Genomic DNA, 23,212 nt, shown 5'->3' with positions numbered 1-23,212 from the left:
GGTCAGCCCAGCGAACCGGCCAGTTCGCGGAGTTCGTTGTCCCGGGCGTCGCCGATGACGATCACCGTGCGGGTCGGCTCCAGCAGGACCAGCGCCTGCTGGTTGCCCCGGGCCGTGTAGAGCTGCCAGGTGCGCCCGGCCAGCTCGGTGGGGCCCTGCGGCTGACCCTGACTGGTCAGCTCGGCGGGGAGCAGCCGGTCCGCCGGGACGCTGCTCTGCAGCAGCTGGACGCCGCGCCCCTCCGGCGTGAGGTAGCCGAGTCGCAGGTTCGCGCCGCCCTCGACGGTCTGGTAGCGGGCGCTGACAGTCGTCCAGTCGGAGCTGAGCCCCCGCGGCTGGCTCACCGGAAAGACGTTCGCCGACCGGGCCTGCTCGATGGCGGGCGCCGGGTCGACGGTGGTGGCCTGGTCGCCGCCGAGGAATCCCCGGTAGAACGCCAGCAGGAGCGCGATCGGGACGAGCAGCACCAGCAGCGAGATCGCCATGTCCTTCGGCGACCGTTCGGACTTGCCGGACCCCGTCGGCGGCGGTGGGGTCGGCTCGGTCGCGGCGGGCTCACCACCAGGGCCGGCGGGGACGTCGGCCGGCGGCTGACCGTCGGGCGGCGTGCGGTCGGCGGGTACGCGATCGGCTGGCTGTGCGGGTTCCACCCCTCCATCTTCGCAGCCGCCCGACCGGCGGTATCCGGGCCATCACCGCCCCGCGCCGACGCCCGGTCGGCCATCGTGTGAGGATCAGCGACAAAGCCGGCAGTGGGGGCCTCCCTGCCGCCGGTCGTCCCCGCACCGTCGCGAGGAGGAGTAGCCGTCATGACGAACACCAGGACGCGGATCCCGCAGGATCTCGACCGAAACCTTGCCCTCGATCTGGTCCGGGTCACCGAGGCTGCCGCGATGGCAGCCGGCCGGTGGGTAGGGCGGGGCGACAAGGAGGGCGGCGACGGGGCCGCGGTCGACGCGATGCGCAAGCTGATCAACTCGATCCAGATGCGCGGTGTGGTGGTGATCGGCGAGGGCGAGAAGGACAACGCCCCGATGCTCTTCAACGGCGAACACGTCGGTGACGGCACCGGCCCGGAGGTGGACGTCGCGGTCGACCCGGTGGACGGCACCACCCTGATGAGCAAGGGCATGCCGAACGCCGTGGCGGTGCTGGCCGTCTCCGAACGGGGAGCGATGTTCGACCCCAGCGCGGTGTTCTACATGGAGAAGCTCGCCGTCGGGCCGGCGTACGCCGACGTGATCGACATCAACGCCGGCGTCGCCGAGAACCTGCGCCGGATCGCCAAGGTCAAGGGCACCGACGTCTCCGAGGTGACGGTCTGCGTGCTGGACCGCAGCCGCCACGACGATCTGGTGACGCAGATCCGCCGGACCGGGGCGGGTATCCGGTTCATCTCCGACGGTGACATCGCCGGCACCATCGCGGCGGCCCGGGGCGAGTCCGACGTCGACGTGCTGATGGGCATCGGCGGCACCCCGGAGGGCATCATCTCCGCGTGCGCGCTCAAGTGCATGGGCGGTGCCATGCAGGCCAAGCTCTGGCCGCAGGACGACCAGGAACGGGAGAAGGCGATCGCCGCCGGGCACGACCTGGACCGGGTGCTGGCCACCGACGACCTCGTCACCGGCGACAACTGCTTCTTCGTGGCGACCGGGGTCACCTCCGGCGACCTGCTGCGCGGGGTGCGGTACCGGGCGGGTGGCGCGTACACCCAGTCGATCGTGATGCGCTCGAAGAGCGGCACCATCCGGGTAATCGACTCGTACCACCGGCTGGAGAAGCTGGCCCTCTACTCCGCTGTCGACTTCGACGGTCGTCCGCTGGCCGAGCAGGAGTGACACCAACCGACACGGCGACCCCACAGATCCTGTCGGCCACCCGCCGGATCACCGGCGTCGCGCTGGCGTCGGCCTCCGGGGTCGCGGTGGCGGTGCAGTCGCGAATCAACGGCGAGTTGGGGGTACGCCTCGACGACGGCTTCGCCGCCGCGGTGGTCTCGTTCGGCATCGGCCTGCTGGTGCTGCTGGTGCTGGTACCCGCGACCCCCGGCGGCCGGCGCGGGCTGATCGCGACCCGGCAGGCGCTGCGGACGGGCGCGCTACGGCCGTGGCAGTGCCTCGGCGGAATGTGCGGGGCCTTCCTGGTGGCCACCCAGGGGCTCACCATCGGCACGCTCGGCGTGGCCGTGTTCACCGTGGCGGTGGTGGCCGGCCAGACCGGCAGCAGCCTCGCCGTGGACCGGGCCGGGATCGGGCCGACCGGCCGACAGCCGATCACCAGGCAGCGGATGGCCGGCGCCGTGCTCACCGTGCTGGCGGTCGGCTTGGCGGTCGGGGACCGCTTCGGCGACCTGGGCGCGCTGGCGCTGGCCCTGCTGCCGCTGCTCGCCGGGGTGGGAATCGCCTGGCAACAGGCCGTCAACGGCCGGGTGCGGGCAGCCGCCGACAGCGCGTTGACCGCCACCCTCGTCAACTTCGGCGTCGGCACGCTCACCCTCCTCGTCGCGTTCGCGATCGACATCGCCGTACGCGGCTGGCCCACCGGTCACCTACCGACCGAACCGTGGCTCTACCTCGGTGGCCCGATCGGCATCGTCTTCATCGCGATCGCCGCCGCGATCGTGCGCTTCACCGGTGTGCTGCTGCTCGGCCTGGCCACCATCGCCGGTCAGATCGTCGGCGCCGTCCTGCTGGACCTGATCCTCCCCACCGCGGCCTCGCACCCCGGGGTGAACACCCTGCTCGGTGCGGCGCTGACCATGGTCGCCGTACTGATCGCCGCCCTGGCACCCCCAGCCCGCCGCTAACCGCCCCCGCCCCCACTAACCCGCCCCGCCCCCGCGCCCCCGCGCCCCCGCGCCCGCCCCCGCCCCCGCCCCCGCGCCCGCGCCGATCTTGCATTTAGTGCTGCGGCAATTCGGACCTAAAGGCGCGTTTCGACAACACAAAGTGCAAGATCGGCGCGGGCCAGGGCCCCGCGGGGCAGGGGCCGGCGGGGCAGGGGCCCGCGGGGCAGGGGCGGCGGGAGCCGGGGCGGCGGGAGCCGGGCCGGGGCCGGGGCCGGGGCGAGAGGCTCGACGGTCAGCCGGCGTCGGAGGAGTGGCCGGGGAAGAGGTGTGCGCTCGGGTCGATCGCCACGGCGGCGTTGTTGACGGCCGTGGCCGCCTCGCCGAAGCCTGTCGCGATCAGTCGGACCTTGCCCGGGTACTCGGTGATGTCGCCCGCCGCGAAGACCCGCGGCAGGTTGGTGGCCATCGCGCTGTCCACCAGGATGTGCCGGCGGTCCAGCCGGAGCCCCCACTCGGCGAGCGGGCCCAGGTCGGCGGTGAAGCCGAGGGCGGCGACCACGACGTCCACCGGCAACGTCTCGGTCGCGCCGCCGCGTACGGTCACCTCGACGCCGGTCACCGCGCCCTCCCCGAGCAGCCTGGTGACCTCCGCGTTGACCACCACCCGCACCGGCAGCGAGAGCACCCGGGCGACAGTCGAGGCGTGGGCCCGGAACTTCTCCCGTCGGTGCACCAGGGTCACCGACCGGGCCAGCGGTTGCAGGGCCAGCGCCCAGTCGAAGGCGGAGTCGCCGCCACCGACGATCAGCACGTCCCGACCGGTCAGCTCGGTGGGCTCGGTCACGAAGTAGACGATCCCGGAGCCGGGGGCCCCGTCGGCGCACGGCAACGGCCGTGGGCTGAAGCTGCCGAGGCCGCCGGTGACCACGACCGCGCCGCACCCGAGTTGCTCGCCACCGGCCAGGCCGAGCACCGGGCGGCCGTCGGCGTAGGCGAGCTTCTCGGCCCGGGTGCCGAGCAGGTACTGCGGATTGAACGGGGCAGCCTGCGCCACCAGATTGGCCACCAGGTCACGGCCCTTGACCGCGGGGAAACCAGCGACGTCGAGGATCAGCTTCTCCGGGTACATGGCGGTGACCTGGCCGCCCGGCTCGGGCAACGCGTCGATGAGCGCCACCGACAGCCCCCGGAACCCGGCGTAGTACGCGGCGAAGAGGCCAGCCGGACCGGCCCCGATCACGGCGACATCGACCTCGCGCATGGCGTACCGTCGCTTTCCGCTCACGGATCAACGCGTGCTGATCTCGACCGTAGGCGGGCGGCGACGGTCGGGCAAGCACGTCCCAGGGGCGCGCCGGAGAATCGGGTCAGGGCAGGCTGAGCGTCGAACCGGTGTAGTCGGGGCCGTCCACCGCCGGTCGCCGCCGACGGAACAGGATCGCCGCCACCACCCCGCCGAGCAGGCCGAACAGGTGACCCTGCCAGGAGATCCGCTCGTCGGTGGGGAGGATGCCGACCAGTTGCCAGCCGTAGAGCAGACCGACCAGGAGGAAGACCGCGAAGTTCCACCAACTGCGCTCGACGATGCCCCGGGTCAGCAGGATGCCCAGGTAGCCGAAGATGACGCCGCTGGCGCCGACCACCACCGAGTTGGGTGAGCCGGTGAACCACACGCCGAGCCCGCTGACCAGGATGATGACCAGGGTCGACCAGAGGAACCGGCGGGCGCCGGCGGCGAGGACGAAGGTGCCCAGCAGGATCAGCGGGATGCTGTTGCTGTAGAGGTGGTCGAAGCCGTGGTGCAGGAACGGGGAGAAGAACACCCCGTCCAACCCGTCGATCCGTTGCGGGATGATGCCGGCGGTGGCGTCCAGGCCGAACGCGAGCCCCTGGTCGACGGCCTCGATGAGGAAGAGGAACGGGACCACCGCGCACATGGCGACGAAGGCCCGGCCGAGCGAGGCGTAGAACGCCTCGGTGCCGAACCGGAACGGGTCGCCGCTTGGCGGGTGCAGGCTCACTCCACAACTGCTATCAGCAAAAGCGGCCGACCGCCACTCACGTCCCGTCCGGGTACGCGCGAAGGCGGGGCGGGTGGTCATCACCCGCCCCGCCTTCGGACGCCGTCAGTAGTGGCCGTTGTTCTGGAAGTAGGTCCAGGCGCCACACGGTGACTTGTACTTGCCCTTGATGTAGCCCAGGCCCCAGATGATCTGGGTGGCCGGGTTGGTGCGCCAGTCGGACGCGACCGTGCCCATCTTGCTGCCCGGCAGGGACTGGGGGATGCCGTACGCCCCGGAGGACGAGTTGCTGGCCTTGTGGTTCCAGCCGCTCTCCTTGGTCCAGAGCTTCTCCAGACACGGGAACTCGGCGATGGCGAAGCCCTTGTCGATCATCAGGGCGCAGCCGACCTTGCGGTTGCCGCTGAACTCGGCGCAGGACGCCGGGATCTTTCCGGTGTACGGCTTGGCGGCCGCGTTGGCCGCGTCGCGCTCGCGCTTACGGGACGCCGCTGCGGCCTCGGCCTTGCGGGCCCGCTCGGCGGCTTCCTTGGCGGCCTGGGCCGCCCGCAGCTTGGCCTGGTACTCGGCGGCCCGCTGCTTGGACGTCTGCACCTGGTGGGCGGCCTGCCGCTCGCGTAGGTACGCGAAGTCGGCGCGGTCGACCTCGACGCTGACCTTGTCGGTCAGGCCCTGTTGCTGGGTTTCCCGGTCTTCGCCCAGGTAGAAACCACCGGCAACGCCCACGGACAGCAGCGCTACAGCAGCCGTACGGGCACCCAACCGGCTCCACAGCCGACTCACGAAGTGGTCCCTTCGTCGGGAGCAAGGACGTGGCGCGGCGCGGCCACCGTCGGGCCGTCAGCCGTGCCACGAGCGCCCCGACCGGATGCCGGTCGCACCGACGCACCGACCGGCGCCGATGTCGTTCGTCGCGGAACGAACGATTACCGACGATTCCAGTGGTGCGTGGGCGCTCGTGGGACACGATTGCGCACAGTGAGTCTGTTGGGAAACCGACCAGCCTGATTGTGATTTGGGCCACATCAAGAATCAGGACAAAGGCCCCCAAATCATCCACTCAGCTCGGGATGTCCTCCAGGAGATCGGTGACCATGGCGGCGATCGGCGAGCGCTCCGAACGGCTGAGGGTGACGTGCGCGAAGAGCGGATGACCCTTCAGCGCTTCGATGACGGCCGTCACCCCGTCGTGCCGGCCCACCCGCAGATTGTCCCGCTGGGCCACGTCGTGGGTGAGCACCACCCGGGAGCCCTGCCCGATCCGGGAGAGCACGGTCAACAGCACTCCGCGCTCCAGCGACTGGGCCTCGTCCACGATCACGTAGGCGTCGTGCAGACTGCGCCCCCGGATGTGGGTCAGCGGCAGCACCTCCAGGATGCCCCGCGAGGTGACCTCCTCCAGCACGTTCTCGTGCACCACCGCGCCGAGCGTGTCGAAGACCGCCTGGGCCCACGGCGACATCTTCTCCGACTCCGAGCCCGGCAGGTAGCCCAACTCCTGGCCACCGACGGCGTACAGCGGGCGGAACACGATCACCTTCTTGTGCCGACGGCGCTCCATCACCGCCTCCAGCCCGGCGCAGAGCGCCAGCGCCGACTTACCGGTGCCGGCCCGACCACCGAGCGAGACGATCCCGATCGACTCGTCCAGCAGCAGGTCGAGAGCGATCCGCTGCTCAGCCGAGCGGCCGTGCAGCCCGAACGCCTCCCGGTCGCCCCGGACCAGACGCACCGACTTGTCCGGCAGCACCCGACCGAGTGCGGAGCCACGCCCCGAGTGCAGCACCAGGCCGGTGTGGCAGGGCAGCCCGGCCGCCTCGTCGAGGTCGAGCGTCTCGCCCGCGTACAACTGGCCGATCTGCTCCTCGCTCAACTCCAGCTCCGACATACCGGTCCAGGTCGGGTCGCTGGCCTGGCCGTGCCGGTACTCGTCGGCGCGCAGACCCACCGAGGCCGCCTTGACCCGCAGCGGCATGTCCTTGCTGACCAGGGTCACCTCCCGCCCCTCGGCGGCGAGGTTGAGCGCGACGGAGAGGATCCGGGCGTCGTTGCTCTCGGTGCGGAACCCGGGCGGCAGGACGCCGTCGTCGGTGTGGTTCAGCTCCACCCGCAGGGTGCCGCCGACGTCGTTGGCCGGCACCGGCCGGTCGAGCCGGCCGTGCCGGACCCGCAGGTCGTCGAGCATCCGCAGGGACTGCCGGGCGAACCAGCCCAGCTCCGGATGGTGGCGCTTGCCCTCGAGTTCGGTGATGACCACCAGAGGCAGCACCACCTCGTGCTCCGCGAACCGGTGGAACGCCGCCGGATCGGAGAGCAGCACCGACGTGTCCAGGACAAATGCCTGGCCGGCTGGTCGTGGCTCCTTGGGGTCGGCCGGCTCGGCGGCCGCCGAGCGGCGGCTCCTGGTGGCGCGGCGGGTCGTGGCAGTCGCGGCCGGGGTCTGGTCGGCACCGGCAGGGGTACGGCGAGTCGTCACAGGCCTGCTCCGACGGATGGGCACCCGCCACCCGCGTTCCGCCTCCTCCGGTGCCCGGGGACACGGGGTCGGATGCGGAACCCCGTGCGCGAGGTCGCAGATCCGGGCGGACCGGCTGGCTCGGGAGAACCCCGTGCCATGCCTAGACGCTAGCCCCGCCGGACCCGTCCGGCTAGAGGCCGAACGTGGATCTCCGCAGTCGGATGCGCGAACAGCCGCCCGCCGTGGCTGTCACCAGCGCTTCCGTCGTGGCGGGCCGGTGTGAACCGGCCGGGATGCATGCCCCCTGCGCGCATCCCGGCCGGTGGGGCCACCGTCACCGGTCTGACGTGACCCCGACGGTGCGTGTCCGCCGCGGACGACGCACCGCGTTCGTGGCGCCGGTCGGCGGGCGTGACCCGCCGCCCGACCTCACCCGGTACGTCGGACGAGCGTGCCGGTCGGGTGCCGCCCGGTGATCGGGGCGGCCGGCGCGCTGAACGACGAGCCGGTGTACGTGGTGCCGGGGCGGGCGACCGCACCGGCGGAGCGGACCACCCCGGCCGGCGAGACCGACAGGGCCGAGGCGATGGCCGCCTGGGCGTCCCGACGACGTCGGTTCCAGGCGCCCCGGTCACCGTCGAAGTAGCCCTGTCGGTAACCGAAGCGGTAGCCGATGCGGTAGCTGAGCTGGCCGTGCAGCCGCCCGGCCGCGTAGCTGGTGGCCCCGAGCACCAGCACGAGGAACACCGCGAGGAACGGGCTCATCGGGCAGCTCCGGCCCAGCCCGGACGCCAGGTCATCGCTCCTCCGGCTCGATGGTGGTGGGGTCGGCGACGAGTAGCCGGTCCAGGTCGTCGGTGCTGACCTCCTCGACCAGTTCGACGCTGATCCGGCAGCCGTCGAGCACGATTTCGGCGACCGAGGACCGGCGGATCTCACCGCCGGCGTCGTAGACCCGGACGCTCAGCTCCGGGCAGCCGAGATGGGTACGCCAGGCGTTCCACTCGGCACGGTCGCCGACGCTCAGCGACAGGTAGCGGCAGCCTCGGGCGAGGTAGAGGCGCCAGGGGGCGGTGAGCCCTGCGGCGACCCCCTCGGCGATCAGCCCGAAGGCCTGGGCGCGGGTGGCGAGCTCGGTCACCTCGACCCCCCGGCACCGGGGGCGTGACGCACGCGAGCACCAATCGTCTCATGCACGTGACACACCGTAGATTGTCCCATGGGCGTGACAGTATCAGCTTTTCGTCCGCTTACGTTTGCCACTACGTTCATCTATTCTGCCCGCGTGACACCCCTCAACAGTGACACTGACTCGTTTACCGGAAATCCGAAGCCTTCGTCACGTCCGCGTGACAGTGGCGAGCCGGGGCGCGCAGCCGCAGTCGGCTGGCCGTACCGTCACGGGGTGACCGAGACGGCCAATGCGCGGAAGATCGCCTTCGCCACCTTCGTCCGACGGGCCCTGGACGAGGCACGGGCGACCCGAGCCTGGAGCGGCACCGAGGTGTCCCGGCGTACCGGCGTCTCCCGGCAGACCATCAACCGCTGGGTCCGCGGCGACTGGGCCAGCGACCCGGAGGCCGAACGGGTGGTCGCCTTCTGTGAGGGCCTGGGCCTCAACCCGGCCGCCGCCTTCGCCGCGCTTGGCTGGGACCGCACCGCCGCCGGCCCGCGGACCGGCCAGGCCGCCCCTCCGATGGACCCGGACGTGGAGGCGTTGCTGCGCCGGCTGATCGATCCGCAGGTGTCGGATGCGGAGAAGTTCCACATCCGCGAAACCATTAGATACCTCGCATACCGCCCAACGTTGCCGGTCGATGTCCGAAAAAGGGGCAATCAGGCAGGCTAGTTCCTCAGATGGCGAAAGAACGCCTGGTCAGGTTCATTCGTTTGCCTCCGGGGTCGGAACGGGCACGCTAGCGTCCCTATTCGTACTGCTTGGGCTCGTCATCGGCGGGGGGACGGGACAAGGCCGAACCCAGCCCTGCGGGACAGAAGGAGGGGTCTGTCCATGACCCTGAAGTGGTTGGCAGTCGTGGTCGCAACGGTGTCGTTGACACTCTGGGCGACCGGCAACACAGTGACCTTCGCGGTCGACGGCGGGCAGCTTCCGCTGCTCGTCAACCTCTTTGCGCTCATCACCGCCGGCACCGCGGTCGTCCTGGCCGTCGTCGCCGAGCTGCACGAGCGTCTGAACAACCGGCTCAGCGCGCTCACCGAGTTCCTGGTGGCCCGGCTCAACGAGATCGAGAACCACACCGGCGATCGCAACACCGGGTTCGTCGAGGGTTACCTGTTGAGCCACGGCCAGGAGGCGGCTGTGGTGCCGTTCGGCCGGCGCGGACGAGGAGCCGCCGAACGCTGATCGCGTACCGCGAAACGGGTTCACTCGGCCAGGAATGAGCCTGGATCGCCGGGGTACGCTGACGCGCGTGCCGCCGTTGAATCTGGGCAATCAGCAGCCGAGGACCCCGTTGAACGCCGACCACGCCTGGCGGATAACCGCCAGTCGGGCGGCCGGAACCGTGCTCTTCTTCGACTTCGACGGCACGCTCGCGCCAGTCGACGACGATCCGACCGCGGTCCGCGCGGCGCCCTCGGCGTTGGCTGCGATCGAGGCACTCGCCCCGGTCGTGCAGCGGGTCGCGATCGTCTCCGCCCGACCCGTCGAGTTCCTCCGGGACCAGCTCGGCGGGCTCGTCGGCGTGGACCTCTACGGGCTCTACGGGCTGGAGCACAGCCACTCCGGTGGCGAGACGGTCACCGAACCGGCCGCGCTGCCCTGGGTGCCAACCATGGAGGAGCTGGCCGACCTGGCTCGGGCGGAGCTGCCGCCCGGCACGCTCGTGGAGTACAAGCGGCTCTCCGTCGCGCTGCACTGGCGTACCGCCCCGCAACTCGGCGCGACCGTGCAGCAGTGGGGGCAGGCGCAGGCCGACCGCCTGGGGTTGCGCTCGCAGGCCGGGCGGATGGTGCTGGAGCTCAAGCCACCTGTCGACCGGGACAAGGGCATGGTGATCGGCGAGGCGATCAAGGGCGCCACCGGCGCCTGGTACTTCGGCGACGACGTCTCCGACATCAAGGCCTTCGCCGCGCTGCGCGCCCGCGCTGCCGCCGATCCGGACTTCCTCGGCGTCTGTGTGGCGGTGGCCAACCCGGAGACCGGACAGGAAGTGGCCAACGCCGCCGACCTGACCATCGAGTCGCCGGCAGCCTTGGGCGACTTCCTCACCCGGGCGCTGACCCACCTGCCCTGACCGACCTTGACCGGCGGCGACAGACGGACGACGTCGCCGCCGGGTCAGGCGCCGTAGCGGCGTTGTCTGGTGGCGTACGAGCGCAGCGCCCGCAGGAAGTCGATGTGCCGGAAATCCGGCCAGTTGAGCTCGCAGAAGTAGAACTCCGAGTGCGCGGACTGCCAGAGCATGAAGCCGGACAGCCGCTGCTCACCACTTGTGCGGATGACCAGATCCGGGTCGGGCTGACCTCGGGTGTAGAGGTGCTCGGCGATGTGCTCGACGTCGAGCACCTCGGCCAACTCCTCGAGCGTGCCGCCGGTGGCGGCGTACTCCAGCAGCAGCGACCGGACCGCGTCGGTGATCTCCCGGCGACCGCCGTAGCCCACCGCGATGTTGACCTCCGCGCCACCGGTGCGGTCACGGGTGCGCTCCTCGGCGCCCTTGAGCGCCGTGGCGGTCTGTGCCGGCAGCAGGTCGAGCGCCCCGACGATGCGCAGCCGCCACGGGTTGCCCTCCTCGGACAACTCCACCACCAGATCCTCAATGATCTTGAGGAGTGGGTCCAGCTCGCTCGCCGGGCGACGCAGGTTGTCGGTGGCCAGCAGATATAGGGTCACGTGCCCGACACCGGCCTGGTCACACCAGCCGAGGACATGCTTAATCTTCGCCGCGCCGACCCGGTGCCCGTCGTTCGGGTCGACGAAGCCCATCTCCCTCGCCCAGCGACGGTTGCCGTCACACATCACCCCGACGTGCCGGGGCACCGGCTTACCCGCGAGCTTCGCCGTGAGCCGGCGCTCGTACACGGAGTAGATAAGGTTCCGCAGCGTCATCACCTAGCAGCGTAGCGACCCACGCCCCAGTTCACTGCCTCGGAGCCCCATCCCCGCCGCGCAGACCGATGCCGATCATCGCCAGCGTACGTCCGGTGAGCCGGCCGTCACCCAGACCCAGCTCGACCACGTCGTAGAACACCCGGTCGTCCCGACGGGCGGCCCGGACCGCCGCGTCCACCACCCGACGCCGCCGGGCCAGCCAGGCCGCGACCGAACTGTGCCGCAGGTGGGTGCCGAGGCGGCGACGCAACCCGTTGGCGTATTGCCCGGCGGCGCTCTCGGGCGAACGGGCCGCCGCCGACCCGGCCAGCGCGCCGGAGAGCAACGCGTAGAAGATCCCCTCGCCGGTGAACGGATTGATCAGAGACAGCGCGTCCCCGGCCAGCAGGGTGCGCCCCCGCCCCGGCGTCGGCCGGTGGGTGGAGAGCGGCAGATGATGGGCGCGCAACGCGGTCACGGTCGCCAGGTCGGTGCCGGGCAGCAGCGCGGCCAGCCGGTCCAGCAGGTACGCGCGGCTCAGCGGCTCACCGCGCAGCACCTCCCCGTACCCGACGTTCGCCCGACCGTCGCCGATCGGGAACGACCAGGCGTACGCCGGCCAGCGTGCCTTCGACGTGACGATGAGCTGCTCGGACGGGCCCGGCAGCGCCGGAGCGTAGCCCCGGATGGCAAGCGCGAGATGCCGGTCCGGGTTCTGCTGGTGGCCGAGCGCCCGACGTACCACGGACCCGGCGCCGTCCGCGCCGATCACCACCCGGCCGGACACCTGCCCGTCGAGCACCACCCGGTCGGCGCGCGGCTCGACCTGGCGCACGGTGTGCCGACGCAGCTGCGCGCCCGCTGACACGGCGGCCGCCACCAGCCGGGCGTCGAAGACCTCCCGGGGCACGGTGTACGCGGGCCGGGGCAGCGCCCGAGCCACCGCACCGCCACCCGGCGCGATCATGCGTAACGCCGGCAGCGGCGCGTACCCCGCCACGGCCTCGGTCACCCCCAGCTCGGCGAGCACGTCCACCGAGTGCGCGGCGATCCCGTCACCACACGCCTTGTCCCGGGGAAAGTCGGCCCGGTCCAGCAGTAGCACGCTGGCCCCCGCCCGGCGTGCCGTCAGCGCGGCAGCCGCCCCTGCCGGCCCCGCCCCCACCACCACCACGTCGAACTCGTCGTCCACCGCGCGCCTCCCTCCGGTCCGACGCGGCGCGGCCGCTCCCGTCGAGCGGTCCGGTCGGCCCTCCGGCCGCCCGCCCGCCGATCTCCGAAGCCGCCCCGACGCCGAGCGCTGTGACCGGCGCCACCCGCCATCCTGCCCCCTGCCCGCCTGTGAAGGCCGCTGCCGCACGGGACCGAAAGGACTGACGACCGCCCTTTGCTCTGCACCCGCATACGCGACGGTTACCGTCCGTGACCGTCGCCTATATGGGTGCAGAGCAAAGGGCGGTGCAGAGCAAAGGGGTGGCTGGGCAGGGGCTGGTCAGGGCCCGGGCTGGTCAGGGCCCGGGCTGGTCAGGGCCCGGGCTGGTCAGGGCCCGGGCTGGTCAGGGCCCGGGCTGGTCAGGGCCCGGGCTGGTCAAGGCCCGGCTGGTCAAGGCCCGGGCTGGTCAAGGCCCGGGCTGGTCAGGGCCGGGCCCCGCGCGGGGTGCCGGGCTGGGTCGGCCGCCGGGGCGCCGGCCAGTGGCATCGATGGGGTCCCCGCCCGGTCAGGGTTGGGGTTCAGGCTGGTGTGGCGTCGGGGGTGCGGGCGGCTCGGCGGAGGCCGTAGAGGGCCAGCCCAGCGGCCGCCACCAGCGGGGCGCCGTCGCGGATGAGGCCGTCCACGCCCAGCAACCACCAGCACAGCGGCAGATCCACGGCGAGTACGACCACAGTGACGACGACAAGCAGGCGGCGCGCCCAGTCCTTGCCTCGCATCAGGAACGCGGTACAGAACAGCACGGCGTAGCTGGCCGTGATGCCCGCGCCGAACCAGAGGAGCACGGCCGGCACCGCGGTCAGTCGACCGTCCAGGATGGACCCACCGGCGACCAGGGCCGGCACCAGCATCAGCGGGCTGTAGGTGAAGGCGGCCACCCGGCTGGTCAACAACCAGGCGCTGGCCTGTGGTCGGCGTGGTGGGGTTTCCCGCCAGGAGATGCCGTCGGAGTCGATGACGAGGCGTGGACGGTGCCGGACCAGGTGCCCGGCCAACGCCGACGAGCGGTAGAGCAGCCAGACCACCGCGACACAGAGGGCCGTGAGGATGGCGAAGCCGAGCAGGCCGGGCAGCGGCGGCACCCCCTGCCGGGGCACGATGAGCCGGCCGACCGCGAAGATCGTGGTGACCGCGAGGATCAGCCCGAACGGGCGGGCCACCGTACGACCCCGTCGGACATGCCCGATCAGCAGCAGGAAGCCGAACGAACGCAGCATGGCCCAGCCGGTGCGGACGGCCAGCCCGAAGCCCTGCTCTGGGGCGTACCACCAGTTGAGCAGCTCGACCACGACGGTGGCCGCCGCCGTCGTCGCCAGCAGGATGGTGAGCACCCGGACGGCGGACGGCCGCCGGACCTGGGTCTCGGCGGCCGTCGTCATGACATCCGATGTTGCCCGCGAGGGGGCTCGTTCACACCTATCGCTGCGGTTGCGCGGCGTCCAGGCGTGCCCGCAGCGCGTCCAACTCGGCCCAGAGCACGCCGGGCAGCTTGTCACCGAACTTCTCGAACCACTCGGTGATCATCGGCAGCTCGTTGCGCCACTCGTCCGGGTCGACCTTCAGCGCGATCCGCACGTCCTCCGGGGTCATGTCCAGGCCCTCGACGTCCAGGGCGTCCGGCGCGGGGACCATGCCGACGGGCGTCTCGACGGCGTCCGCCGTGCCCTCGATCCGCTCGACGACCCACTTGAGCACCCGGGAGTTCTCCCCGAAGCCCGGCCAGAGGAACGAGCCGTCCGGGTCCTTGCGGAACCAGTTGACGTAGTAGATCTTCGGCAGCTTCGACTCGTCGCCGTCGGTGCCCTTGCCCATCTCGATCCAGTGCCGGAAGTAGTCCCCGGCGTGGTAGCCGATGAACGGCAGCATCGCCATCGGATCCCGCCGGACCACGCCGACGGCGCCGGACGCGGCGGCGGTCGTCTCCGAGGAGAGCGTCGCACCCATGTAGACGCCGTGCACCCAGTCGCGGGCCTCGGTGACCAGCGGGACGGTGTCCTTGCGGCGGCCGCCGAAGAGGATCGCGTCGATCGGTACGCCGTTGGGGTCGAAGTACTCGTCGGCGAGGATCGGGCACTGGGTGATCGGGGTGCAGAACCGGCTGTTCGCGTGGGAGGACAAGCTGTCGCTCTCCGGCGTCCAGTCGTTGCCCTTCCAGTCGACCAGGTGCGCCGGCGGCTCACCCATGCCCTCCCACCAGATGTCGCCGTCGTCGGTGAGGCCGACGTTGGTGAAGACGGAGTTGCCCCGGTCCAGGGTGCGCATGGCGTTGGCGTTGGTCTTCCAGTCGGTGCCGGGCGCGACGCCGAACAGGCCGTACTCCGGGTTGACCGCGTAGAGGCGGCCGTCCGGGCCGAACCGCATCCAGGCGATGTCGTCGCCGATGGTCTCGACCTTCCAGCCAGGAATCGTCGGCTCCACCATGGCGAGGTTGGTCTTGCCGCAGGCGGACGGGAACGCGCCGGCGATGTGGTAGACCCGCCCCTCCGGCGAGGTGATCTTGAGGATCAGCATGTGCTCGGCGAGCCAGCCCTCGTCCCGGCCCATCACGCTCGCGATCCGCAGCGAGTAGCACTTCTTGCCCAGCAGCGAGTTACCGCCGTAACCGGAGCCGTACGACCAGATCTCCCGGGTCTCCGGGAAGTGCGAGATGTACTTGGTCTCGTTGCACGGCCAGGCGACGTCCTGCTGACCGGGCGCGAGCGGCGCGCCGATCGAGTGCAGGGCGTGCACGAAGTCCGCGTCGTCGCCCAGGGCCTCGAGAACCCGGGTGCCCATCCGCGTCATGATGCGCATCGAGGCGACCACGTACGGGCTGTCGGTGATCTCGACACCGAACATCGGCGACTCCGCCTCGACCGGGCCCATCACGAACGGAATGACGTACATCGTGCGACCGCGCATCGAGCCCCGGTACAGATCCGTCATCGTCCGCTTCATCTCGGCCGGCGCCATCCAGTTGTTGGTGGGGCCGGCGTCCGCCTCGTCGACGGAGCAGATGTAGGTGCGCTCCTCGACCCGTGCGACATCGGACGGGTCGGTACGCGCGTAGAACGAGTTCGGCTTCTTCTCCGGGTTGAGCCGGATCAGCGTGCCGGCCTCGACCAGCTCGTCGGTGAGGCGACGCCACTCCTCGTCGGAGCCGTCCACCCAGACGACACGGTCGGGGGTGGTCAGTTCCGCGACCTCACGGACCCAGGCGAGCAGTTTCGGATGGGACGTCGGGGCCTGATCAATACCCCGCACAACAGCCGGAGCAACCATGACACATCTCCTTGTGGTCGACGCTGACCGATCTATGGGATGCACGAGACTCGGCGGCGCTATGCGTCGCCTTCGTGGAACCTGGGATTGGCCTCAGCGTAAACCGGGCAGCCTTCCGAGTCAGTGGGACAGGTTGTGAAGAACTGCACAAGCTACGGCCTCGCTGCGGCATCACGAGCTGATACCCGCTTTCCCGCGCAGTTTCACGCAAATCTTGTTGTGCACCCCGGCGGACGCTTGTTGCGGTCGGGCCGTGGACCTGCCCCGCCGACCGATGCGGGGATTCCCGTTCCGTGCCGGCTCAGTCCTCCCAATTGGCTACGCTCTGTGCAACGGTTACGCACGTGGCGCTGGGCTCTTCGGGAGACCACGCCCGCTTGCCGTTGCTACCCCTGCGACTGGCCGGCAGCCGGTAGGCTCCCTCCGTGGCCGCCACGATGACCGGGGAGCAACCGGGTCCCCGGCAGACCCGACGGGGTCTCGTCGGCATGCTGCTCGACCGCTTCGGTCACCTGCTCCGCGAGATGAGCAAATTCGCCACCGTGGGTGGCTTCGCCTTCCTCGTCGACTTCGCGCTCTTCAACTACCTGACGAGCAAACACGGCGTCGAGGAGCTGACCGCCAAGACGATCTCCACGGTGATCGCGGCCACTGTCGCCTTCGTCGGCAACCGGTTCTGGACCTGGCGGCACCGCCAGCGCAGCAACGCGGCCCGCGAGTACGCTCTCTTCTTCTTCTTCAACGCGGTCGGGCTCGGCATCACGGTCGCCTGCCTCGCGCTCAGCCGCTACGGTCTCGGAGCCATCTGGCCGGCCGTGTTCCAGACGCGCCTGGCGGACAACCTCGCCAGCTACATCGTCGGCACCGGCTTCGCCACGCTGTTCCGATTCTGGTCCTACCGGCGGTTCGTCTTCGTCGAAGCGGGAACCCCGACCGTTCCGCAGGTGAATCCCGACCCTGACCACAGGGCGTGACCTGCCGCCCATCTCGTTCGGCCGGTGATCGCCGGCCGCACCGACTGCCCTAAGGTGTTTCGCATGCGTCTTGTCCGTCTGCTGCCTGAGCGCTGGCAGAAGTTCATCCACGAGGCGCTCAAGTTCGGCATCGTCGGCGGCATCAACACCGTCATCAATTACGCGGTGTTCAACGCCCTCGCACTGACGGTTTTCGTCAATGGGCAGTTGAAGGCGACGGTGATCGCGACCATCGTCGCCACGATCACGTCGTACCTCATGAATCGGCACTGGACGTACCGTGATCGCCCGAAATCAGCGCTTCGCCGGGAATATCTCCTTTTCTTCCTTTTCAACGGCGCTGGTCTGCTCATTGAGCTGGGTGCCGTGGCGGCGGCCAAGTACGGCCTCGGCGTACACGGTCTGCTGGCGCTGAATCTGGCCAAGACCGTCGGCGTCCTGCTCGCCACGCTGTTCCGGTTCTGGTCGTACCGGACCTTCGTCTTCCAACCCGTCGCACCGCCCCAGGACGAGGCCGCCAAGCCCGAGGACACCTGGCACAGCATTCCGCGGGACGAGTGGGACACCATGGCCGAGATGGACCCGGTCGCCGAGTTGGCGGAGTCCGTGTCCGAATTGGAGGAGTCGGAGTCCGCGCAACGCGCCGACCCTCCACCCGGCGCACCCACTCAGGGCCGACCCACCCGACTGAGCGTCAGCCCCGCCGCCGATCTGGACGCGGAACTCGCCGCGGAGCTTCGCGTCAGCACCCGCCGCGTGCCCCGCCGGTGACGACGCCCGACACCCGCTCCGGCACGGGGCGACCGGCAGAGCTGTTCTTCGAGGACCTCGTCCCCGGGCTCACCGTCGACCTCGGCGTGGTCACCGTCGACGCCGACGAGATGGTCGCGTTCGCCCGCCGCTTCGACCCGCAGTGGTACCACGTCGATCCCGATCTGGCCGCGGCGAGCCGACACGGCGGTCTGATCGCCAGCGGGTTCTACACGGTCAGTCTGTTCATGCGCGCCTACGTCGACCACCTGCTGTCCCGGGCCGCCGCCGACGCGTCCCCCGGTCTGGAGGAGCTGCGCTGGCTCGCCCCGGTGCGGGCCGGCGACCGGCTCGCGGTCCGGGTGGACGTGATGGGCGCTCGACCGTCGACCGCCCGCCCCGGGCTCGGCACCGTCAGCCTCACCGGCACCATGCTGCGCCTCGGCCCGGACGACCGGCCCGAGCAGGAGGTGCTGCGGACCCGCTTCCGTGGCTGGTTCGCCGTGCGCCCGGTCGAGGCGGACCCCGCCGAGGCAGACCCCACCGCGGCAGATCCCGTCGAGGCAGACCGCGCCGAGCCCGGCCCCGCCGAGCCCGGCCCCACCGAGCCCGGCCCCACCGAGGCCGGTTCCGCCGAGGCCGGTCCCGCCGACACCGCCGGTGCTGCCCCGACCGACGCTGACCAGCTCGACAGCGGCCCGCTCGCGGCGGAGCCGTCCCCCGTCGGTTCGTCCGACGGCAGCCCGACCGGCCGCAGCGGCTCACCCGGCTGACCCGCCCCCGGCCTCGCGGCAGGGGCGGGTCCTTACCGGCCCGTTCAGCTCGTGGTGTCGCGCAAGGACTTGCCGTCCTGCATGTCGGCGAGCATGTCGCGCATCTCGCCGTCGCCGAGCGAGTGCTTGTCGTGCTGCGCCTCGACCAGCTCGTACAGTTTGGTCTGCACCCTGCCGACGTCCGGCACGTCGGCGAGCACCGACTGGCCGCGCTCACCTGCCGACTCGATGGTGAGCGTCCCGCAGCCGAGCAGGCGCTCGACGAAACGCTGGTTCATCGAGTGGTCATTGACCCGGGCGAGCGGGAGGTCCCGCCGGTCCCGGGAGAAGACACCCTGCTGGAGCAGGACCCGCTCGTTCGTGAACAGGTAGTGCGTGGTGCGCCAGACCAGGAACGGCCACAGACCGAGCCAGAGCACCGCGACCAGGGCGACCGCCCCGATCACGGCCAGCGCGATCGAACCACCGCCGCTCTGGGGCAACAGGAGCACGCCGACCACCACCGCGGCGATGGCCAACACCAGCACCGCGATCGGCCGTATCAACGCCTTCCAGTGCGGGTGCAGGTGCAGCACGACATGCTCATCCTCGGTGAGCACGTCTTCGGGAAACGCCACGGGAACCTCCAACGCGATTTTCTGGACGCGCAGACGGTAAACCCCCCACTCCCCCGCACAACATCCGCCACGCGGCCCCACCCGCTGTCCGTGATCCTGCACTTGCGGTGGTCGTTGCGCGGCCTTCACCCGATCCGCCGGGACAGCGACCGCAAGATCGCGGGGTGGGATGGTCAGCGGAGGTGCAGGACGTCACCGGCGGCCAGGGTTCGGGTGCCGGTCGGAGTGGTGACCATCAGTTGGCCGTCCGGGTCCACCCCGGTGGCGGTGCCAGTCAGCGAGTCGCCGTCGGGCAGCAGGACGCGTACCTCCCGGCCCACCGTCGCGCAGGCCGCCAGGTAGGCGTCGCGCAGGCCGCTGGCCACCGCGTCGCCGCCCGCCGAGCGCCAACGGTCGTACCAGTCGGCGACCGCCCGCAGCAACGCCCGCAGCAGCGGATCCCGATCGGTGGCCACCGCACCGGCAAGCTGGAGTGAGGTGGCCGGCAGCCCGGTCGGATTCACCGGTAGCTCATCGGCGCGCAACGTCACGTTCAGCCCGATGCCCAGCACGATCGCCGGCGGTTGGTCGGGCGACCGTCCGGGCACCGCCTCGGCCAGCACGCCCGCGCACTTCGCGTCGTCGATCAGCAGGTCGTTCGGCCACTTGAGGGTGGCTTCCAGCTCGGCCAGCCGGGCCACCGCCTCGACGAGCGCCACGCCGGCCAGCAACGGCAGCCACCCGTACCCCGTGGGGGCCGCCGGCAGCCAGCCGCGCTCCGGCACGGCCTCGCCGGGCCGCAGCAGCACGCTCGTCGCGATGCCGGCCCTCGCCGGCGACTGCCAGACCCGACCGCGCCGGCCACGCCCCGCGGTCTGCCGCTCGGCGACCACGACCAGGCCCTCGGGCTCGTCGGCGCGGGCGGCCTCGGCCACGTCGGCGTTCGTGGAACCGGTCTCGGCGTGCAGCTCCAACCGGGCCCAGGGCCCGTTCGGCGCGACCAACGCGCGGCGCAGCCGGGCCGCCGACAGCGGCGGGCGGTTCAGATCGGTGTACGGGGAGCCCGGCATTCCGCCAGCCTACGGCGGTGCCCCGGTCGACACTGAGGCGTACTGCACAGCGGCACCCACCTGAACCATCGTTATATTCCCTGGGTGACTACCGAGACCGGGACCAACATGCACAGCACCGCGGGCAAGCTGGCGGACCTGGAGCGCCGGGTCGACGAGGCGGTCCACGCCGGGTCGGCCCGTGCCGTGGAGAAGCAGCACGCGCGCGGCAAGAAGACCGCCCGCGAGCGGATCGAGATGCTGCTCGACGAGGGCTCCTTCGTCGAACTCGACGAGCTGGCCCGGCACCGGTCCACCGCCTTCGGGCTGGAGCGCAACCGCCCGTACGGCGACGGCGTGGTCACCGGCTACGGCACGGTGGACGGGCGGCAGGTGTGCGTCTTCGCGCAGGACTTCACGGTCTTCGGTGGCTCACTCGGCGAGGTCTTCGGCGAGAAGATCGTCAAGGTGATGGACCTGGCCATGAAGATCGGCTGCCCGGTGGTCGGCATCAACGACTCCGGCGGCGCACGCATCCAGGAGGGCGTCGTCTCGCTCGGCCTCTACGGCGAGATCTTCTTCCGCAACGTGCGGGCCTCCGGCGTCATCCCGCAGATCTCACTGGTGATGGGGCCCTGTGCCGGCGGCGCGGTCTACTCCCCGGCGGTCACCGACTTCACCGTGATGGTCGACAAGACCTCGCACATGTTCATCACCGGCCCGGACGTGATCAAGACGGTGACCGGCGAGGACGTCGGCATGGAGGAGCTGGGCGGCGCGCGGACGCACAACTCCCGCAGCGGCAACGCGCACTACCTCGCCAGCGACGAGGAGGACGCGGTCGACTACGTCAAGGCGCTGCTGTCGTACCTGCCGTCGAACAACCTCGACGAGCCGGTGGTGGTCGAGGCAGCCGCGTCGCTCGAGGTCAGTGACGAGGACCGCGAACTGGACACCCTGATCCCGGACTCGGCCAACCAGCCGTACGACATCCGCACGGTGATCGAGCACGTCCTCGACGACGCGGAGTTCCTGGAGGTCCAGCCGCTCTACGCGCAGAACATCGTGGTCGGCTACGGCCGGGTGGAGGGGCGACCCGTCGGTGTGGTGGCCAACCAGCCGATGCACTTCGCCGGCACCCTGGACATCGCCGCCTCGGAGAAGGCCGCCCGGTTCGTGCGCACCTGCGACGCGTTCAACATCCCGGTGCTGACCTTCGTGGACGTGCCCGGCTTCCTGCCCGGCACCGGTCAGGAGTGGGACGGCATCATCCGCCGCGGCGCCAAGCTCATCTACGCGTACGCCGAGGCGACAGTCCCCAAGGTCACCGTGATCACCCGCAAGGCGTACGGCGGGGCGTACGACGTGATGGGCTCCAAGCACCTCGGCGCGGACCTGAACTTCGCGTGGCCGACCGCGCAGATCGCCGTGATGGGCGCGCAGGGCGCGGTGAACATCCTCTACCGCTCCGAGCTTGCCGACGCCGAGGACCCGGCGGCGGTCCGGGCCGAGAAGATCGCCGAGTACGAGGACACCCTGGCCAACCCGTACGTGGCCGCCGAACGCGGGTACGTCGACGCGGTGATCCCGCCGCACGAGACGCGCAGCCAGATCGTGCGGGCACTGCGCGTCCTGCGGACCAAGCGGGAGACCCTGCCGCCCAAGAAGCACGGCAACATCCCGCTGTAGAGCGCTGCCCAGCCCGCCCGCCCTGGCCTGCCCGCCCTGGCCTGCCCTGGCCTGGCCTGCCCTGTGGCCTGGGTCTTGTCCGCGCCTGGTCCCAGCAACATCGGATCATGGCCACCAGGCGGGGCCTCCGCCGCGCGGGCGGGCCTCCGCCGCGCGGGCGGGCCTCCGCCGCGCGGGCGGGCCTCCGCCGCGCGGGCGGGCCTCCGCCGCGCGGGCGGGGGTCAGCAGGGCGGGTTGGCGGCGGCGCACATCCGCGCCGCGGAGACCACGGCGAGCTGCACGAGTTCCGCCTCGGTGCCCCCCGTCCAGGGGTGGAGCACCGAGACGCTGTCGCCGACCCGGACGACCGCCAGCAGGATGGGCGACGGATCGTCGGCGAGCGCCTGCCCGGTCTGCACGTCCCGGGGGGCGCTGAGCGAGTCCCGCAGGATGGCGGCGTCGTCCCCGGCGAAGTCCCGCTGCACCACCGCCCACCGGTGGACCGCCTCCATCGTGCGGATGCCCTCTGCCGTCTTCACCGGCCCGACGCTGCGCCACTCGGCGCAGGGTGCGACCAGTTCGTCCAGCTCGGCGAAGAGCTGCGTGGCCGCTTCGGGCACCATCCGGAAGAGATCCTGCGTGAACACGCCTTTGCTTTGCGTGGCAACGCTCGGAGACTGCTTGTGCACCAGGGTCTGCGAGCGGGACAGGATGGACATCTTCCGGCCGTCCGAGCGCCCCTGGCTCGTCCGGCAGTAGTCGAGGCCGTGATCCAGTTGGACCGGCTCACCGAGCCCGGACTGGCTGAGCTGCACATCGACCTGCTGCGGCAGGTCGGCTGGCTGGAGCAGGGCGTCGGTGCTGATCTCGTGCCGGGTCGGCGAGGCGGACGCGACCGGCAGGGCCGGCGACGGGGAGTTCCGCGGAGCCGCGACCGCGACGGCGGAGGCACCGGTGAGCGCCAGCACGACGGTGGCCACCACGATCCTGCGCTGGCTGCGACGACGGCCCCGGGCGCGGATCTCCTCCGGGCCGAGCCAGCGCACGTCCTGCAGGTCCCGCTGGATCTGTTCGACGAGGGTCGGATCGTCACGCATCGGTAGCCTCCTCCAGGTCAGAGACGGCGAGCAGACCGGCGAGCGCGGCACGCCCCCGGGAGAGACGGGCCTTGACCGTGCCCACCGGGGCCGCGGTCTCCCGCGCCACCTCGGCGACCGGCATACCCATCAGGTAGTACAGGGCAATCGCGACGCGTTGCTCCTCGGGCAGCAGACGCAGCGCGGCGACCACCTCGACGGTGTCGGTGCCCGGCCCGGGAACCGACTCGGTCGCACCGTGCCGCAGGTAGGCACGGGCCCGACTGCGCAGGCTGCGCCACCGGCTGACAGCGATCCGGCTGGCCACCACCCGCACCCACGCCTCCGGGTCGTCGTACGCGCTCACCGTCGACCAGCGCTGCCACGCCCGGACGTACGCCTCCTGCACGGCGTCCTGCGCCTCGCCCCGATCGCCGGTGAGGGCGTAGACGAACCCGAGAAGTCGTTGCCGGCTCCCCCGGTAGAACTCGTCGAACCCGTCGACGTCCGGCACCCGAACCTCCCCGTGTC

23 protein-coding genes and 1 pseudogene are annotated in these 23,212 nt (G+C 71.2%); 9 read left to right on the top strand and 15 right to left on the bottom strand.

Going from position 1 to position 23,212, the window contains the following annotated elements; translation table 11 throughout:
- Positions 1-2: 2 nt before the first annotated feature.
- Positions 3-650, bottom strand: a complete 648-nt coding sequence (locus AB0C15_RS16800) for a DUF4245 domain-containing protein (protein WP_357352737.1) — start codon at positions 648-650, stop codon at positions 3-5.
- A 159-nt stretch (positions 651-809) separates the two neighbouring features.
- Here AB0C15_RS16800 and glpX point away from each other — a divergent pair, with 159 nt between their 5' ends.
- Together glpX and AB0C15_RS16790 are read left to right on the top strand one after the other, a co-directional pair.
- A complete protein-coding gene (gene glpX, locus AB0C15_RS16795) occupies positions 810-1,841 on the top strand; it encodes a class II fructose-bisphosphatase (protein WP_357352735.1) in 1,032 nt (343 codons plus the stop codon).
- 29 nt (positions 1,842-1,870) lie between these two features.
- Complete coding sequence (locus AB0C15_RS16790; RefSeq protein WP_357352922.1) at positions 1,871-2,809, top strand: DMT family transporter; 939 nt, start codon at positions 1,871-1,873, stop codon at positions 2,807-2,809.
- Positions 2,810-3,083: 274 nt separating this feature from the next.
- On the opposite strand, the gene AB0C15_RS16785 is transcribed toward AB0C15_RS16790, so the two are convergent.
- The 6 genes from AB0C15_RS16785 to AB0C15_RS16760 all read right to left on the bottom strand — a co-directional run bounded on the left by AB0C15_RS16785 (position 3,084) and on the right by AB0C15_RS16760 (position 8,411).
- Entirely contained in the window at positions 3,084-4,052 is a 969-nt protein-coding gene (locus tag AB0C15_RS16785; protein WP_357352920.1) for an NAD(P)/FAD-dependent oxidoreductase, read from the bottom strand.
- Positions 4,053-4,158: 106 nt separating this feature from the next.
- On the bottom strand, positions 4,159-4,812 hold the full coding sequence (locus AB0C15_RS16780; protein ID WP_357352733.1) for a rhomboid family intramembrane serine protease: 654 nt from the start codon (positions 4,810-4,812) through the stop codon (positions 4,159-4,161).
- A 105-nt stretch (positions 4,813-4,917) separates the two neighbouring features.
- Entirely contained in the window at positions 4,918-5,595 is a 678-nt protein-coding gene (locus AB0C15_RS16775) for a lytic transglycosylase domain-containing protein (protein WP_357352731.1), read from the bottom strand.
- A gap of 277 nt (positions 5,596-5,872) precedes the next feature.
- Positions 5,873-7,288, bottom strand: coding sequence for a PhoH family protein (locus AB0C15_RS16770; protein ID WP_357352729.1), 1,416 nt, complete (start codon positions 7,286-7,288; stop codon positions 5,873-5,875).
- Between the two features lie 411 nt (positions 7,289-7,699).
- A complete protein-coding gene (locus AB0C15_RS16765) occupies positions 7,700-8,035 on the bottom strand; it encodes a hypothetical protein (protein ID WP_030328854.1) in 336 nt (111 codons plus the stop codon).
- A 31-nt stretch (positions 8,036-8,066) separates the two neighbouring features.
- The gene (locus tag AB0C15_RS16760) at positions 8,067-8,411 is read right to left on the bottom strand and encodes a hypothetical protein (protein WP_354995764.1); all 345 of its coding nucleotides are present in this window, start codon (positions 8,409-8,411) and stop codon (positions 8,067-8,069) included.
- A gap of 264 nt (positions 8,412-8,675) precedes the next feature.
- On the opposite strand from AB0C15_RS16760, the gene AB0C15_RS16755 reads away from it, so the two are divergent.
- The 3 genes from AB0C15_RS16755 to otsB all read left to right on the top strand — a co-directional run bounded on the left by AB0C15_RS16755 (position 8,676) and on the right by otsB (position 10,527).
- Complete coding sequence (locus AB0C15_RS16755; protein WP_357352727.1) at positions 8,676-9,119, top strand: XRE family transcriptional regulator; 444 nt, start codon at positions 8,676-8,678, stop codon at positions 9,117-9,119.
- Positions 9,120-9,281: 162 nt separating this feature from the next.
- Positions 9,282-9,635 (top strand): hypothetical protein, encoded by a 354-nt coding sequence (locus AB0C15_RS16750; protein ID WP_357352725.1) that lies wholly within the window; start codon positions 9,282-9,284, stop codon positions 9,633-9,635.
- Between the two features lie 67 nt (positions 9,636-9,702).
- A complete protein-coding gene (otsB, locus tag AB0C15_RS16745; protein WP_357352723.1) occupies positions 9,703-10,527 on the top strand; it encodes a trehalose-phosphatase in 825 nt (274 codons plus the stop codon).
- Between the two features lie 44 nt (positions 10,528-10,571).
- On the opposite strand, the gene AB0C15_RS16740 is transcribed toward otsB, so the two are convergent.
- From AB0C15_RS16740 to AB0C15_RS16725, 4 genes are all read right to left on the bottom strand, one after another.
- Positions 10,572-11,342, bottom strand: coding sequence for an isoprenyl transferase (locus tag AB0C15_RS16740; protein ID WP_357352721.1), 771 nt, complete (start codon positions 11,340-11,342; stop codon positions 10,572-10,574).
- A 31-nt stretch (positions 11,343-11,373) separates the two neighbouring features.
- Positions 11,374-12,516, bottom strand: a complete 1,143-nt coding sequence (locus AB0C15_RS16735; protein ID WP_357352720.1) for a geranylgeranyl reductase family protein — start codon at positions 12,514-12,516, stop codon at positions 11,374-11,376.
- Between the two features lie 539 nt (positions 12,517-13,055).
- Complete coding sequence (locus AB0C15_RS16730) at positions 13,056-13,913, bottom strand: hypothetical protein (protein ID WP_357352719.1); 858 nt, start codon at positions 13,911-13,913, stop codon at positions 13,056-13,058.
- A 37-nt stretch (positions 13,914-13,950) separates the two neighbouring features.
- Positions 13,951-15,795, bottom strand: coding sequence for a phosphoenolpyruvate carboxykinase (GTP) (locus tag AB0C15_RS16725; protein WP_357352717.1), 1,845 nt, complete (start codon positions 15,793-15,795; stop codon positions 13,951-13,953).
- 135 nt (positions 15,796-15,930) lie between these two features.
- Between AB0C15_RS16725 and AB0C15_RS16720 the strand changes: the two are divergent.
- From AB0C15_RS16720 to AB0C15_RS16710, 3 genes and pseudogenes are all read left to right on the top strand, one after another.
- Positions 15,931-16,769 (top strand): annotated as a pseudogene (locus AB0C15_RS16720) (GtrA family protein).
- 63 nt (positions 16,770-16,832) lie between these two features.
- A complete protein-coding gene (locus tag AB0C15_RS16715; protein WP_357352715.1) occupies positions 16,833-17,540 on the top strand; it encodes a GtrA family protein in 708 nt (235 codons plus the stop codon).
- Positions 17,537-18,292, top strand: coding sequence for a MaoC/PaaZ C-terminal domain-containing protein (locus AB0C15_RS16710; RefSeq protein WP_357352713.1), 756 nt, complete (start codon positions 17,537-17,539; stop codon positions 18,290-18,292). The genes AB0C15_RS16715 and AB0C15_RS16710 overlap by 4 nt, the downstream gene beginning before the upstream one ends.
- 44 nt (positions 18,293-18,336) lie before the next feature.
- Here AB0C15_RS16710 and AB0C15_RS16705 read toward each other — a convergent pair whose 3' ends face one another.
- A complete protein-coding gene (locus tag AB0C15_RS16705) occupies positions 18,337-18,909 on the bottom strand; it encodes a PH domain-containing protein (RefSeq protein ID WP_357352711.1) in 573 nt (190 codons plus the stop codon).
- A gap of 173 nt (positions 18,910-19,082) precedes the next feature.
- Positions 19,083-19,958 carry a biotin--[acetyl-CoA-carboxylase] ligase gene (locus AB0C15_RS16700; protein ID WP_357352709.1) on the bottom strand — a complete coding sequence of 292 codons (876 nt, stop codon included), beginning with the start codon at positions 19,956-19,958 and terminating at the stop codon, positions 19,083-19,085.
- A gap of 84 nt (positions 19,959-20,042) precedes the next feature.
- On the opposite strand from AB0C15_RS16700, the gene AB0C15_RS16695 reads away from it, so the two are divergent.
- Positions 20,043-21,626, top strand: coding sequence for an acyl-CoA carboxylase subunit beta (locus tag AB0C15_RS16695; protein WP_357352707.1), 1,584 nt, complete (start codon positions 20,043-20,045; stop codon positions 21,624-21,626).
- A gap of 221 nt (positions 21,627-21,847) precedes the next feature.
- Here the strand turns inward: AB0C15_RS16695 and AB0C15_RS16690 are convergent, their stop codons facing one another.
- Complete coding sequence (locus AB0C15_RS16690) at positions 21,848-22,702, bottom strand: hypothetical protein (RefSeq protein ID WP_357352705.1); 855 nt, start codon at positions 22,700-22,702, stop codon at positions 21,848-21,850.
- Entirely contained in the window at positions 22,695-23,195 is a 501-nt protein-coding gene (locus AB0C15_RS16685; protein WP_357352703.1) for a SigE family RNA polymerase sigma factor, read from the bottom strand. The genes AB0C15_RS16690 and AB0C15_RS16685 overlap by 8 nt, the downstream gene beginning before the upstream one ends.
- Positions 23,196-23,212 lie beyond the last annotated feature (17 nt).

Source organism: Micromonospora sp. NPDC048835, from assembly GCF_040649995.1.
GTDB lineage: Bacteria > Actinomycetota > Actinomycetes > Mycobacteriales > Micromonosporaceae > Micromonospora.
This window is presented reverse-complemented; position numbering and strand designations above follow the sequence as displayed.